A 14,620-nucleotide genomic window follows, 5' to 3' on the forward strand; every position below is an offset into this window, starting at 1 on the left:
ATGGCGGTGGTTCAGTTGAAGATGTGGTGACTGGCACGCCGCTTTCGCGGGCAAGCCCGCTCCCACAGGGATCTGCGCCAGGCGCTGATGTTGTGGGCAATGCCTAACCAGTGTGGGGGCTGGCTTTGTTTCACATGAGGCGTGTCAGAAGCTGTAGGTACCGGTGACCACCAGGCTTCGCGGCTCCCCCGGTTGAATCTGCGCCGCACTGGTCGCCGAGGCGTAGTAGTTTTTGTCGGCAATATTGTTCAGCGCCGCCCTCACGTCCCACTCTTTCTGACGGAACCCGGCCAGCGCGTCCCAGCGGCCATAACCCGGCAACACCACGGTGTTGAGGTTGTCGGCATATCGATCACCCACCAGGGTCAAACCGGTTTCCGCGTACCAGCCCATCTGCGGTTTCCAGGTGATGAACAGGCTGGCGTTGCGCTTGGCCACGTCGCTGATTCGTTTGCCTTCAAAGCCATTGTTGTCCTTCTCGACCTTGGCGTCCTGCAGGCCCACGCCGCCGCGCACATACCAGTTGTCGACGATCTTGCCGGTGGCGGTCAGCTCCACGCCGCGTGAGCGTTGCTCGCCAGTGAGCAGCGTAATGGTGCGGTCCAGCGGGTCGCTGGTGCGGCGGTTGTAGAGTTCCAGTTCGTACACGGCCAGGGTGGTGCTCAGGCGTTCGTCGAACCAGTCGCTCTTCACGCCGATTTCCTTTTGCTTGGTCAGCTCCGGGCTCAGGTCGTTGGCGTTGCCGGTGGCGTTCGGCGTGATGCCGATCAGGCCGCCGCCGGCTGGTGTGAAGGTCTTGCTCCACGAAGCATAGAACGAGTGGTGTTCCAGGGGCGTCCACACCAGGCCGACCCGCGGGCTGGTGCTGTGGCTTTTCACGTTCTGTTGGATGTCGAGCAGCTTGTTGGTGGTGTCCACTTCGAAACGGTCGTAACGCAGCCCGCCCAGCAGTTGCCACTGGTCGTTCAGGCGCAGTTGGTCCTGCACATACAGGGCGCGGCTTTCGACTTCGGTGTGGTTGTTACTCGACAGTCGCATGCTCCCGGTGTGGCTCAGGCGGCGATTGGGTTGGTTGAGGTCCAGGCTCGGCACTGTTCTGCCATCCCGAGCGGAGTACAGCTTCGGATCGCGGCGCTGGCTGCCCAGCTCAATACCGGTGAGCAGGCGGTGTTCCAGGCCAAAGGTGTCGAAACCGCCTTCCAGTTCCAGGTTGTTGAACACGTTGCGGGTGGTCAGGTCCTGCTGCCAGTGTTGGCGGGTGACGCTGTTGGTTTTCGGGTCATAGCCGGTCTGGTAGGTATTGTCGAAATCACTGTCGAGCTTGAACACGCCAAGGGTGTGGCGCAGTTGCCAGTCGGCGTTGAGCTCGTAGGCGAGTTTGGAACGCAGGGACTGGGATTTATCGCCGATGTAATCGCCGTGATCAAAGTAAGTGGTGCTGCGGCTCACATCCGCCGGGCGCCCGTTGACGCCCGGAATGCCACGGTCTGGGGTGCGGTTGTAACGGCTGTATTCGTATTGCACCAGCCAGTTCAGCTCTGGAGTGAGCTGCCAGCTCATTGACGGCGCGAACAACTGGCGGTTGCCGCTGACGCCATCGCGAAAGCTGTTGTTGTCCTGGTTGCCCATGTTCAGGCGCAGGCTGATGTTGTCGGTGGGGTCGGTGCTCAGGTCGGCATACAGGCTGCGCAAATCGTTGCTGCCGCCTTGGGCTTCGATGCTGGATTTTTGCCCTGGGGTTGGCATTTTGCTCACCCGGTTGACGATGCCGCCCTGGCCGCCTCGCCCGTAAAGCACCGCAGCCGGCCCCTTGAGTACTTCGATACGCTCGATGTTATGCAGGTCGCGCACGTACTGGCTGTCGTCGCGAATGCCATCCAGATAGAAGTCATTGCTGGCGTCGAAACCACGTATGCGCAGGCTGTCGAAGCGTGTATCGGCGCCGCTGCTGACGTTGGGGATACCGCTCAACGCCTGGCCCAGCTCGTTGGTGCCATAGGAGCGCAGGCTTTCGGTTTTGACTGAGTCGATCGCCTGGGGCACATAGCGAACAGCCGTCGCGGTGCGTGTGGCGGTGCTGGTCTCCTTGACCCGTGGGTCGTCTTCGTCTGCTTCCACACTGATCGAGGTTTCAGGCAAGACCGTGGCCGCACCGGCAAAACCGGCAGACAGCAGAACAGAGAGCCCAAGGGAGAGGGGCGTCAGGCGAGGGGCAGGCATGGGAGCGTATCCAAATGACGTGGCAGGAAAATTGTGCGCGAATGGTAATGCTTTGCATTTGCGCGTGTTATCTATTCCCTAACGTCCGCTCTGTCGGATTTGTTACTTAATGTGTTTCGAGGGGGATTCAAGGCGCTTTTCAGGCTTTCATCCCTGCGCCTCCGCTCGCCGCTTAGACGAATATCGCCTAAATACAGACGATTCACGAAATTGACACATAGTTCAACGCCCGCATAGGATTGCGCCCAACGCCTGTGGCTAACCACCATGACTAATCCCAATAAAAAAGGCCTGCGGCAGTTCAGTCGTCCGCGGGCCTTCTTTTTGCCGGCAAAGTCGACACCAGAAAAAGCAATAGGAGCCTGGTGTCACAGCGCGTACTCAACCCGTAATAAGGAATATAAGAAAATGTTGAAGCAACGGATGAGTCTGATCGCTCTGGGGATTTTGAGCGCATCGACAGCAATGGCAAACGACCAGGAGCAATCCAAGGGTTTCGTTGAAGACAGCCACCTGAACATCGCAGCACGTAACGCCTACATCAGCCGTGACTACAAAAACGGCAAGCAGGACAAAGCTGAATGGGGCCAAGGCTTCATCGGCAAGTTCGAGTCCGGCTTCACCCAAGGCACCGTGGGTGTGGGTGTGGATGTGATTGGCCAATACGCTATCCGCCTGGACGGTGGTAAAGGTCGCGCTGGCGCCGGCGGTATCGACTTCTTCAAGCAGGGCAACGGCACTCTTGATGACAACGGCAAGCCAAACCCAGGCTCGGCACCGCACGACCTGGCCAAAGGCGGCGCTGCCGTTAAGTTCCGCGTTTCCAACACTGTACTCAAGTACGGTGATCAGTTCCCGGCTGTGCCTGTGCTGCAGTACGACAACTCTCGCCTGTTGTCGGAAACCTACACCGGTACTTCGATCGTCTCTAAAGAAATCGCCGGTCTGCAATTGGACGCGGGTCATTTCACTAAAGAAGCGCGCAAGAGCATGGAAGGCACCGACAGCGGCCGCCTGAAAAGCATCGACTATATCGGTGGTAGCTACAAATTCACCGAGAGCCTGTCGGCTGCCCTTTACGCCTCCGACATGCAGGACGTTTTGAAGAAGCAATACGTCAACGTCAACTACGTGCTGGCCTTGCCGCAGCAGCAGTCGCTGACGTTTGACTTCAATGGCTACAAGACCAAGCTGGATCGCAGCTTCGCCTTGGAAAACCAAAAAGACGCTGACGCGCGCGACAACAAAATCTGGAGCCTGGGCGCCACGTGGGCCGTTGGCCCGCACAGCTTCACCATCGCTCACCAGCGCAGCACCGGTGACACTGGCTACCTGTACGGCGGCTACCGCAACGCCGGCGGTATCGGCGACGGCGGCAATACCATCTTGCTGGCCAACTCCTACTGGTCCGACTTCAACGGCAAGGACGAGCGCTCCTGGCAAGCAGGTTACGGCATCGACTTCGCCACCTTCGGCGTACCGGGCCTGACCTACAACATTGCCTACGTGCGCGGTACCAACATCGACGACGGTACCAACCGTGGCGATGGTACCGAGCGTGAAATCTGGAACCAGTTCAAGTACGTGGTACAGAGCGGCCCAGCCAAAGACCTGAGCCTGCGTGCTCGTGCCTCGTGGTTGCGCGTTTCCAACAACGCCAGCGAGTACAACGTAGGCGGTAACGAAATCCGTCTGTTCGCCGACTACCCGATCAACGTTTTCTAATTGATCGAATGTCGTGCCTGATGCCAGGCCATAAAAAACCCCGACTGGTTCGGGGTTTTTTTATGCCTGGAGGCTGCTACCTAGGCCTTGGCTGGCGCGAGTTTCTTGCAGTTTTCCTTGCGTGTCGGGTACTGCTCGCACTTGCGCAACACCGTTTGCACCTGCTGCGCATTCTGCAGTTGCTGGTTGGCCAGCAGCTTTTCGGTAATAAACAGTTCCTCCGAGCCCAGGTTGCGTTCTGCCTTATCGATCATCGCCAGTGCCGATTGCCCGTCACCGCGTTTGAGGTGGTAGCTGATCATCAAGTCATAGGTGGAAGGCCCGGCCAGGGACCAGTCCTTGATCGCCTGCAACTCTTTCACCGCTTCGCTGTTTTTGCCTTGGGCCAGGCGCACAGTATAGGCAGTGCGCCGAATGCTCGGCTGGTCTTTTACCGGCGAAGCCAGGGCCTTGCGGATGAAAGCGTCAGCGTCTGGCACCTTGTTTTTCTCCAGGGCATCAATCGCGAAGTACGCGTCTTTATAGCCCTGCAAAGCCTTCGCCACCTGGGGCGTGCTCTTCATTTTCGCCCAGCTTTGCGGGTTGACCCGGGCGCGGCGTTCCTGGCGATATTCGCGTTGCAAGTACTGGCGCAGCTCGGTGTCGCGGTCCATGGCCGACATATGTGAGCGGTTGAAATATTGGCTGGTCGCGGTGAGGCCGGTGGTCAAGCCATCCTTGACCAGCACGTCCAGCTCTTTGGTGAACTGGTTGAGATTGAACTGCTGCAGCGAATCCTGCATGGCATTCTTGCGCGCGGTGAGGAACCCCGTGAGCAAGGGTTTCTGCTTGCCTTGGAAGTCGTTGAGGCGTTCCAGGCTATGGGTGGCGGCTCGCGGCGCGTAACCGGCGCGGATCATCAAGTCGGTGCCCAGCAAGTCGGCTTGGTCTTCCTGGCTGCGGCCCCAGGCGGTGCTCCATACCTGATCGGAAAAGGTATTGGCCAGGGCGGTGTACAGCACGGTATTACCGATGGTCTTCTGGGTGCCGGCCGGGTCTTTACTGAACAGTTTCATCGTACCGGAGCTGCGGTCCACGCCCGTATCGGCAGCCATGGTGGCCAAGGCGACCGTGGAGGCCACGGTGGTGAACATGTCTTTCTGCTGCTGGAAAGCGGCCATGCGGTCATGGTGATGCAGCAATACGTGGCTCATTTCATGGCCAAGCATCGCGGCGATTTCATCTTCACTGGCGACGTTGTCCAGCATGCCCAGCGGCACGAACAGATTGCCGTAAGGGTCTGCCGACGGCCCGAAGCCATAGCTGTCGGTGATCTTCACCTGCAGCGGCGGCAACTCCCCCGGCCAGCCTTTGGACAAGCGCGTGACAATGCCCTGCAGGTAGGCTTGCAGCATGGGGATATCCACCAGGTTCTGCTGGCGCGCTTCAGCGGCCGGCACCGCACGCCCGTCGTAGCTCAGGCGCTGTTTGCTCTGACGTTGTGGGTCGAGCTTGTAATACTGGCGTACGTCGCTGTTGTCCACGTAGTGGCCCTGAACCCGGGACTGGGTCGAGGGCCCCACCAGGTTCAGAAATGCCTGGTCTGCGCCTTTCAAGGTGGCGCAACCACTGAGCACCGAACTGGCCAACAGGCTGGCTGCTACTAGATATCCCTTCACCGCAATGCTCCTTTTATTGATTGCAGCCGGCACCAAAACCGATGGTGGAGTTGTTGCGGCTGTCCTTGGCCTGGCTTTTGGTCAGGCCCTGGCAGGGCAGGTCCACGACGTTCAGCGGTGGCTCGATGCGCAGGTCCATGGTGTCCAGCCACACCTTCTGGCCTGCCAGTTCTACCTGCACCAGGTCCAGCGCCTGGTTGTACTGCAACACCGGCAGGGGCTGGGTGGGCGCGTCCTTTTTCGCCAGCTCACGTTGTTGCTTGCCTTGCTCGTCCAGTACGGTCACCGGGTCGGCGAGGAACGCCTTGATACTGTGGGTTTCTGCCCAGGCGCCCTGGGTGAAGAGGGCGGCGAGCAAGACGATGAGGCTTCTGTTCATCCTTGGTTTCCTTGAGTCAGATAGCAGAGCGGTGCACTCGGCGATCGCGGTCGAAGAAGGCTTCGATCCGCTCGCTGAACAGCACCAACGACAGCAACACAATGCCCAGCACGTTGACCGGGGTGATGTCATTGAGGCTCAGCAACACACTGACCCCCGCCAACATCGACATCACCAACAGCCACGACGGACATGGCGAGGTAAAAAACCAGATTTCCTGGCGACGCCACCGGCTCCAGGGGCGATGGCCCGCCAGACGACGTGCGTGCAGCGCCTTGAGCACGGCGATCAACGCCAGCAGCCCGAGCTCCAGCAGGTCCAGCCAATTGAACGGCAGGTGGGGGAAATTGGCCGGTTCATGGTCGTAGTCCATGCCCGTATTGATCAGGTTGTCCAGCGCCATGGCGTGCAGGTAAACGCCGGGGAGTTGGCCGTGCACCGGCGACTCCACCAAGTCCCCTGTCGAGGCGATATTGGCGCCCACCAACACCAGGCGGTCGCGCAGCAATTCGGCGACCAGTGCCTGGTCGTCGGGGTCGCTGACCTCCAGGTCACTGGCCGACAACGTCAGCGTATAAGGGCAGCGCGCCTGGGCCGAGTCATCGAGTTTCCAGAACACCGCCTGGAAGAACTGCGCCACCCCATCCAGCAAAAAATGCCGCGCGGGCGCGCAGTGGCGAATATCGGCGATACGTGCCTGTTCCGGCGCCAGCTTCAATCCCCACTGCACTGCAATGGGCTGGCGTTGCGAAGCAGTTTGCGCATCCGCCGGCGGCTGTTTGCAATGTTGCGTGGCGCAGAACTCGCGGTACAGCGCCATCGCCGGCGTTTCCAAAAGCCCAGCCTGTGTGTGCATGGCCAGCGGGTACTTATCGTCCACCCCTTCCCACACCACCAACGCCGGCTGGCTCACCTGCATAAACGGCGCCAGCGTATTGGCCTGGCCCGCCTCCCCGCGCGCCAAACCGGTGTTGGCCAGCCACAGCGGGATGCCCTGGCGTTGATAACGCTCAAACACATTCGCCAACAACTGACTGCCCCGCGTCGGGTCGCCGAACGAGTGGTCGTGGCTATAAAGCAAATCCACAAACACCGCCTGGGGCTTGTACGCCAGCAAGCGCTTGAACAACTTGCTCTGCTCGCCATACGGCATGGGCCACGAACTGTTATTGCGCATCAGGTAGGCATCATCGATCAACACCACCGCCACCCGCTGTTGCCCAAGGCTCGGGTAGTGACTGGCGAACATGCGATTGAGCCACTGCGCCGACGCCTTGTCGCTGGAACTGGCCAGGCCGAAAGGATCAAGAATCGCCAGCAACACGATGATGACCGCCAGCCAATAGCGGCGGTATTTGAACAGCGGGGGTTTGGACAACATCCATGTCTCGATAAAAACGCAAGCAAGGCGGGGTTTTTAACGGAGTGGGGAGGGGGTGTCAATTGGAAAAGTGGCTAAGTGCCATATCGCGATGGGCGCATGGATCGTCATTCGTAAAAAAGCCCGGGCGTGTCCAGGCCGGGGGTTTATTCCGTGGGCTTCGGGGATGCGGAAACAACAAAGCCCCCACATTTCTGTGGAGGCTTTGTTTTGTATGGTGCGCACCAAGAGTCGAATAGAGTTTTATCTTGTTGTTTTTAAGATGTTCTTTAAGTCGAAGTGATGCAGAGTATCTCATAAAGTACCCTTTAAGCTTTATCTAGTTTCGCGCGAGTCATGTAGCTGAAGTGGCTTGAAGAGCCGAATTTTACAGGTTGATGATCTTGAGAGATGTAGTCATTATCAGGCGGGGGAAATATTATTTTTGAAGTTGTTATGTTTCTATGTGGGTTTATTGGTTTTTACATCTCTACATTGTGAGTGTTTCTTGAAGGGGCGGGATGCTGTCCTATGATTTTTTCTCTTATAGCTATAGCTTCAATGCTCATGGCATTGGAAGATACTGATCCAATTAAAATGGATTTGCTTTTTCTTATGAAATCTAGCTGCATGACTTCTTTTTTCGAAAGTATTGATATATGTGCATCATTTATTTGGGTGCTGAAGATTTCCTTGAGTTTTATTGCAAATGTGCAGGATTTTTCGTCAGTGTTATCATGGACTATGAGTAAGTCTATATCTTGGAATTCGGTTCTGCCATTGAAGTACGAGCCGAATCCGTAGATGAGCAGATCCTCTTTATAGGACAGGTCCTCTTTATAGGAGTTGATCATATAGCAAGTTTTTCTCTTTAGTATTCTGTCAGATATTCCCAGTAACGTGTGAGGTTCAGTGCGGCCATGAACTCGCGAATTTTGAAAAGTCCTACAGACCTTTCTCGGCAATATATTTTTGCTTCAGGCGAATAACCACACCAGTTGGAATTGATGATGATTGCATCCAGCTGACCAAGCTTTTGTATGGTTTCTTGATATTCAGCAACTCCATAGCTGTAACACTCGCAAATGAAAATTTTTAATATTTTTCCATTTGTTAGAGATAGATCGTAAAGTCCTCCTTGTATGTTTTTTAGGCTGGAAACTTTGTTATGGCCACGCATACGATCTTCGAAGAATCCGTATTCTTCGTAATGGCTCATCCAAGGGAAATTTTTATTTTGAGCAGCCATTCTAACTTTCCATGATAAGGTTTTCGAATTCTGCGGGAAATCTCAGCACAGCTTCATAAGGGATCTCGTCGTGCACCCATTTTTCATAACTGGAGGCGTGTGTCAAGAACGACCCAACTATTTTCTGTTTTAACCTAGGGAAAAGGGTTTGATTTTCCTTTATTAAAGAGGTGATTATCCTGTTGTTGGGGACAATCGTTGTTAGACGTTCGGAAAGCCAAAGAGCATGAAGCTTATCACTATGAGGATTCCTTTGAGCATTTTCCGAGAGCGGGCCATATTGAAGCCAAGATTGGTGGTTCTCTGAAAGATAAATGCAGATATTATCTTTGAGTTCCTCTAAGGTTGAATATTTGATGGCGTTTAATTTGCTGGAAGTGTAAGTTTCGTGACAAATCTTCATTTCCAGCAAAAACTCTACAGGAAATTTTTCTTCATTCTCTTTTTTGTCAATCAGTGTGTGATGATTGGGGCAGAGTAGGATTAGATTTTCATAGTCATCTCTTTCTACGTCGTTCTGGGTGGCATCGTATCTGTTAGCATCTTTTTTTCTGCCTTTGATGTGTGCCATCTCACCTAAAGTATGTGGCGCCGATTCCGCAGCCTGTTCGACCGTTAATTTTTCTTTACATCCGGTAAATGAGCATCGGCCTGCAGCGTTTGACCAAAGTAGTTTGATAGATTTTTCAGTAATAGCCATGTAGGACTACTCTATTTTGTGGGTTTTGGTGTACTTTAATTCGATTAAATAATCGTGTTATGAAGATTAGGCATTGATGGTAAAGGGAAGTTTTGAAAATATCCATGCCCGTCAGATTTGTTAGGTTGGCCCCTAAGCTAGAGAGGATCTTTAGTCGCTCGTGAATAGAAACCTAGTCACGCCCTGATTGGTGCCCCACGTCATCCCGCCAAGAATGCTGAGTGTTATCAGGGATCAAGGCCCCTGCGACCTGTGAGGGTTGTCCACTGACGCGGGACTGGCGGCTCTTTACGACCGGGAGCTTGGGCATCTCATGATCTGGCCTCCTGAGCACTTCCGAAGAAGTGGGCGGGTGGAAGCTGCGCTGGCTGACGAGGCCGGCGCCGCGAGATCCTGAGTCGGGTGAAGGCAGTGAAGCGATGACCGGGGCATGCCTGACTGTCAGTCAGGTGCAGTCCATTCCCTGGGCTGCAGCACCATCACCTGCATCGCTGTTGCTGGTGACTTCGGTGTTTGTCACGCCGATTGTCACGAGGGGAAATGCCGCAATGCCTTGTACGAGTTGGGCTGCAGCAGCGGTAGGAGCGCCCGTCTCTTTCCGGAAGAAAGAGACGGGCGCAGGTTGGCGCAAGAAAATGGCCAAGCGAATAGGTTGCTGCAGGGCAGCTATGAAAGAGTATGAGTTGCCGCAGTGGGCACACTGATAAAAGTAGGCATCCATCACATCGCTGTGACCGTGCGAGCCGCCGGACGCTAATCGCACTTTGGGAGAACCACCACGGTGTGGCGTAGCCTTAAAGGTTCTGGCTACCTGGGTTGCTGTCGACGACAGCGCTTTGCCCGATCTTTTCTACGCCTGTGGATAATTCGGGTCAAGACTCCAATTTTCGGGAGTTCTGCGGCTCTGGATGAAATTATCCACCGGTGGAAATCAGTGGTTTTCCACAGACAGTTGTGTGGGCTTTAGATTTTTAAGTGAGGTCCATCCAAGCAGGGCGGCTTTGCAGCCCTGTTTGGATGGACCCGCGTGGCAGAGCAGATTGCGAGAGTCTTACGGATGTACGCTTACTTTACTGCGGCACTTTAAAAGCCAAAGCAGTGTTAGCACCGTCGGCCAAAACAACGTGTTGAGAACGTCGTGAGCGCTTGCCTGCCAGCGCCAGTATCCGAAGCTTCCAATATCGTCTCGCCGATCTACCCACTCGCCAGCACACGCAATGATGAAAACAACCAGCCAGCCAAGGTATGGCCTGAATCGTCGGGTGCCGACGATCAACGTTAAATAGATCGCCATGCCCAAATAAATATGCAGCGCGTCTTTTGACAGTCCGGTTGCCGACACAATGGCGAGCTTGATGCTTTGTGCGGTTGAGATATCCATATCAATTCCTCCTCTCTGCGCCAATGCCAGGCTTCGCCTTTATCCGAGTAACGTTATCTCCAATCTGGTTGGCAAATTCGTGTGGAGTAACATGCTCCTGCCGGTTGGCCTCCAGATACCGGCTCCACCAGTTCATGATCAGTCTGCGCTCCTCGATGAACTCGGCCTTGTGGATGTAAGCGGCGCGGACGTTGTTGCGCTCCTTGTGGCTCATTTGCCTTTCAATGGCGGTCTCGGACCACAGCCCTGACTCGATCAGTGCGCTGCAGGCCATCGAACGAAACCCATGCCCGCAGATATCGGTTTTGGTGTCGTATCCCATCGTCCGTAGCGCGTTGTTCACGGTATTTTCGGACATGGGTTTCCAGGGTTTGGCATCCCCTGCGAAGACCAATGTGAATTTGCCTGTGAGTGCATGGATTTTTTCGAGTAGCGCCACTGCTTGCGGCGATAAGGGTACTAAATGGATATCCCCTGCCATCTTCGTACCCCTTGTGGAAAAGGGTACTCCCTCCAACGCAGGTCGAGTGTCCGGTATCTCCCAGGTGCCGCGCTTGAGGTCGAACTCGCTCCAGCGGGCGAAACGCAGCTCGCTGGATCGTACAAACACATGCAGCGACAGCATCACCGTCAGACGGGTAAGTGCCCGGCCTTTATAGGTGTCGATCCGCTCCTGCAGTTCCGGCAGTCGCGATAAGGGTAGAGCGGGGCGATGTACCACCCGCGGGGCTTTGATCAAGCCTTCGAGGTCGTAGGCAGGGTTTGCGGTTATAAGTCGGAGGCGTTTTGCCTCGCGCATGATGCTCTGCAGGTAGTTTTGTACCCTTAAAGCAACGTCTATCGTTCCGCGCTTCTTGATTGCTTCCAGGGGCTGCATGAGGTCATGGGTGTCGAGGTCGACAATGGCGCGGGCGCCGATCAGCGGGAACACGTGGGTTTTGAGGCGGCTCATCACAGTCTTGGAGTGGCCTGGTGCCCACTTGGCCGACATTTCCGTATGCCAGTCGAGCGCAACGCTTTCAAAGGTTCTGCCTTTGATTACGGCTTCCGCCTTGGCTTGGTGCTTGGTCTCTATGGGATCAATGCCGTCCGCCAGCATTCGCTTGATTTCCAAGCGCTTGCGGCGTGCATCGGCGAGGCCAATGACGGGGTAGTTGCCGAACGAGGTCAGTCCTTCGCGTCCGTCAGGTTTGACGTAACGGAGCCGCCAGCCTTTGCGGCCATTGGGTTGGACTAGGAGGTAGAGGCCATCGCCGTCGAAAAGCTTGTAGGCGCGGTCTGTAGGTTTTGCCAAGCGGCAAGCTGCGTCGGAGAGCGGAGCTGTGGTGCGCGACATAAGGGTACTCCCTTTTATCGAAGTGACCTGTATCCCAAACTCTACCCTTAAAACGGTTGGAATCCACCAGTTTCTGACGGAAACCGATGGAACGCCAAAACGAAAAAACCCGCCAGAAGGCGGGTTTTTCGGGGGTTCCAGAGATTTTGAAAGCCTTCTATGGAACCTTGTATGGTGCCGGCACCAGGAGTCGAACCCGGGACCTACTGATTACAAGTCAGTTGCTCTACCAACTGAGCTATACCGGCGTGTTAGGGCGACGATTATAGCGATTGGAAAGGTTCTGTAAACCCCTGAATTCTGACTATTTTTGCAAAGTCGGAGGTTTCTCGCGATTAGGGCGTTTTCCCCGTGTCTTCACAGGTTGAAGAGCGCGTGCAAAGTACGGGTCCAACTCCATGCAGTAGACGAGATCGATAGGGTTCAAGCATCCCTTGGACAGACCCCCTCGTAACCTGATGCACAACGGGCTTTACCCCTTGCCAAACGCGCCAAACAGCCCGCACAAAGAGCCCGTTATGCGTCTGGCGCCAGATGCTTATGCACAATCGGTTGGTAACGGTTGTCCCGAAACAGCCATTTTGTGCAGCAGTTCTCAACACGCTGCAACTGCCTGTTTTTTGTGTACTTTATTTTGTGAACAAAAAATAACCAGGCCGGCTTTGGGTGTGAAGTGCCTATATCTAGGGCCTCTGCAAACTATTCATCAACAGAGTTATCCACAAGGCGCTTGTAGGATTTTTTGCCCTTTATTCGCGCTCGGCCAGCACCATCAGGTTGCGAGGGGTCAACGATGGTTCGCAGAAGCTGCCGACCTCGACGTTGTAGCCCTGTTCCACCATGAACAGTGCCCGGTCCAATACCAACCATAGTTCCAATGGGCGTCGAAACAAGCCTCTCACTAACTCAAGGTTGCGCACTTCGGCCAGGCGCTGCCAGCCGTGGGCTTCCAGCGTCGTCCAATCCTGTTCACCTGTGGATAAGCCCTTGAGGCTCGCCAGTTCCTGGCAGTAGTCGGCAAAGGATTTATCCAGCCAACTGGCGGGCAGGGAGGGTGTCGGCAGGTAGTCCTCGCAGCCGCGCACTTGCCGCTGTAGTTGGTCAAAGCCCAGGCGCCTGGCCATGGAGGTGTCTCGTTGTTGGCGTACACGGTTGCCGGCGGTGACGGTTTCGCTCAGGGGCAGGCCCAGGTCATCAATCGACAGTTGCAGCAGTGAGGCGCGCCCGGCGGCGGAGACGGCCTGATAACGGTCGGCGGTGATGCGGTTGTAGCAGCAGGGCGCCAGGGCCAGTTGTTTGCAGCCGGCGGCGCTGGCCAATTGCAGCAGGCGCACATGCAGGTCGCCGCAGGCATGCAGGGCGACCGGTGTGTGTTCGGGCTGGATCGCGACATCCGCCATGACGTCTTGGAGGTGATGGGTTGCGGGGAGGTCGTGGCGATCACTCAAGGCTTGGCCGGAGGCGATGAGGGCGGGGTCGTACTCCAGGCAGGTCAGTTGTTGACCGGGTTGCAGCAGGCGACGGCCGAGGTGGCCTTTGCCGGCGCACCAGTCCAGCCAGTGGGCAGGCGTTTGGGCAAAAGTCAGCGCGGCGCCGAAGGCTTCGATCTGTTGCCATTTGCGCCCGGGCACGTCGACATTCAGGCGATGGCGAGCGGGCTCAAGGGTGTGCGTGGGTAACTTATCCACAGCGCCGAGGCGCAGCGCGCGAGCGGCCAGCTGTGGAAACGGTGCGGGCGCGGGCAGGTCGTGGGGTTGGTTATGACTGGCTTCAGCTTCGGCCAGCGAGCGCTGACGCAACCACCGGGATAATTCCGGATGCTCGGATTCCCAGGGCAACTGCAACTGGGTAAAGGGCCGTGGTCGCCACAGCCCTTGGTGCTCGATCAGGAATGCATCCAGTGCCTGGAAGCGTGCCTCAACGTCCTTGGCATGCATCGACGCGCAGCCATTTTTCCAGCAGTTTGAAGCCGCGCACCAGCACGTAGGCCATCAGCAGGTAGAACAACCCCGCAGCGAAGAAAATCTCCACCGGCAGGTAAGTGCGCGCAATGATGGTGCGCGCCATGCCGGTCAGTTCCAGCAGGGTCACGGTACTGGCCAGCGCGCTGGCCTTGAGCATCAGGATCACTTCGTTGCTGTAGGCCGGCAGGCCGATGCGCGAGGCGCGTGGCAGAATGATGTAGAACAGCGTCTTGGGCTTGGACATGCCCAGGGCCCGCGCCGCTTCGATTTCTCCCGGCGGGATGGCCTGGATCGCGCCGCGCAGGATCTCGGCGATATAGGCGGCGGTGTGCAGGGTCATCGTGGCGGTGGCGCACCAGAACGGGTCGCGCAGGTACGGCCACATGAAGCTGTCGCGCACGGCGTCGAACTGCGCCAGGCCGTAATACACCAGGAACAACTGCACTAGCAGCGGCGTGCCACGAAAGAAGAAAATGTAGCCGTAGGGCAGGGCGCTCACGTACCAGCGGCGCGAAGAGCGGGCGATGCCCAGAGGGATCGCCAGCAGCAGGCCGGCGATCACGGCGATTGCCACCAGCTCCAGGGTCAAGGTTGCGCCCTGGGCCAACTTCGGCAGCCACTTGATGATCACGGCCCAGTTCAGGCCCA

At 56.4% G+C, this 14,620-nt stretch carries 12 protein-coding genes and 1 tRNA gene; 1 reads left to right on the top strand and 12 read right to left on the bottom strand.

Features of this window, described 5'->3' with window-relative positions:
- Window positions 1-144: 144 nt before the first annotated feature.
- Window positions 145-2,220, bottom strand: coding sequence for a TonB-dependent receptor (locus BT199_RS14050; RefSeq protein WP_072434738.1), 2,076 nt, complete (start codon window positions 2,218-2,220; stop codon window positions 145-147).
- A gap of 408 nt (window positions 2,221-2,628) precedes the next feature.
- On the opposite strand from BT199_RS14050, the gene BT199_RS14055 reads away from it, so the two are divergent.
- Complete coding sequence (locus tag BT199_RS14055; protein ID WP_014716498.1) at window positions 2,629-3,945, top strand: OprD family porin; 1,317 nt, start codon at window positions 2,629-2,631, stop codon at window positions 3,943-3,945.
- 80 nt (window positions 3,946-4,025) lie between these two features.
- Here BT199_RS14055 and BT199_RS14060 read toward each other — a convergent pair whose 3' ends face one another.
- The 11 genes from BT199_RS14060 to BT199_RS14115 all read right to left on the bottom strand — a co-directional run bounded on the left by BT199_RS14060 (window position 4,026) and on the right by BT199_RS14115 (window position 14,615).
- Window positions 4,026-5,603 carry a M48 family metallopeptidase gene (locus BT199_RS14060; protein ID WP_032901798.1) on the bottom strand — a complete coding sequence of 526 codons (1,578 nt, stop codon included), beginning with the start codon at window positions 5,601-5,603 and terminating at the stop codon, window positions 4,026-4,028.
- A 13-nt stretch (window positions 5,604-5,616) separates the two neighbouring features.
- On the bottom strand, window positions 5,617-5,982 hold the full coding sequence (locus tag BT199_RS14065) for a hypothetical protein (RefSeq protein ID WP_014716500.1): 366 nt from the start codon (window positions 5,980-5,982) through the stop codon (window positions 5,617-5,619).
- 16 nt (window positions 5,983-5,998) lie between these two features.
- Entirely contained in the window at window positions 5,999-7,363 is a 1,365-nt protein-coding gene (locus BT199_RS14070; protein ID WP_072434740.1) for a CHASE2 domain-containing protein, read from the bottom strand.
- A 461-nt stretch (window positions 7,364-7,824) separates the two neighbouring features.
- Window positions 7,825-8,196 (bottom strand): nucleotidyltransferase domain-containing protein, encoded by a 372-nt coding sequence (locus BT199_RS14075; RefSeq protein WP_072434742.1) that lies wholly within the window; start codon window positions 8,194-8,196, stop codon window positions 7,825-7,827.
- A gap of 17 nt (window positions 8,197-8,213) precedes the next feature.
- On the bottom strand, window positions 8,214-8,591 hold the full coding sequence (locus tag BT199_RS14080) for a hypothetical protein (protein WP_046070453.1): 378 nt from the start codon (window positions 8,589-8,591) through the stop codon (window positions 8,214-8,216).
- A 1-nt stretch (window position 8,592) separates the two neighbouring features.
- Window positions 8,593-9,291 carry an HNH endonuclease signature motif containing protein gene (locus BT199_RS14085; protein WP_072434744.1) on the bottom strand — a complete coding sequence of 233 codons (699 nt, stop codon included), beginning with the start codon at window positions 9,289-9,291 and terminating at the stop codon, window positions 8,593-8,595.
- 1,051 nt (window positions 9,292-10,342) lie between these two features.
- Complete coding sequence (locus BT199_RS14095) at window positions 10,343-10,672, bottom strand: hypothetical protein (RefSeq protein ID WP_072434748.1); 330 nt, start codon at window positions 10,670-10,672, stop codon at window positions 10,343-10,345.
- Between the two features lies 1 nt (window position 10,673).
- Window positions 10,674-12,008 carry a tyrosine-type recombinase/integrase gene (locus BT199_RS14100; RefSeq protein WP_072434749.1) on the bottom strand — a complete coding sequence of 445 codons (1,335 nt, stop codon included), beginning with the start codon at window positions 12,006-12,008 and terminating at the stop codon, window positions 10,674-10,676.
- A 172-nt stretch (window positions 12,009-12,180) separates the two neighbouring features.
- A tRNA-Thr gene (locus BT199_RS14105) sits at window positions 12,181-12,256 on the bottom strand.
- 501 nt (window positions 12,257-12,757) lie between these two features.
- Complete coding sequence (locus BT199_RS14110) at window positions 12,758-13,945, bottom strand: methyltransferase (protein ID WP_072434751.1); 1,188 nt, start codon at window positions 13,943-13,945, stop codon at window positions 12,758-12,760.
- Entirely contained in the window at window positions 13,926-14,615 is a 690-nt protein-coding gene (locus tag BT199_RS14115) for an ABC transporter permease (protein WP_072434953.1), read from the bottom strand. The genes BT199_RS14110 and BT199_RS14115 overlap by 20 nt, the downstream gene beginning before the upstream one ends.
- Window positions 14,616-14,620: the final 5 nt, after the last annotated feature.

Origin of the sequence: Pseudomonas sp. NFR02 (genome assembly GCF_900119375.1) — a bacterium.
In the GTDB taxonomy this organism is placed as follows: Bacteria; Pseudomonadota; Gammaproteobacteria; order Pseudomonadales; family Pseudomonadaceae; genus Aquipseudomonas; species Aquipseudomonas paracarnis.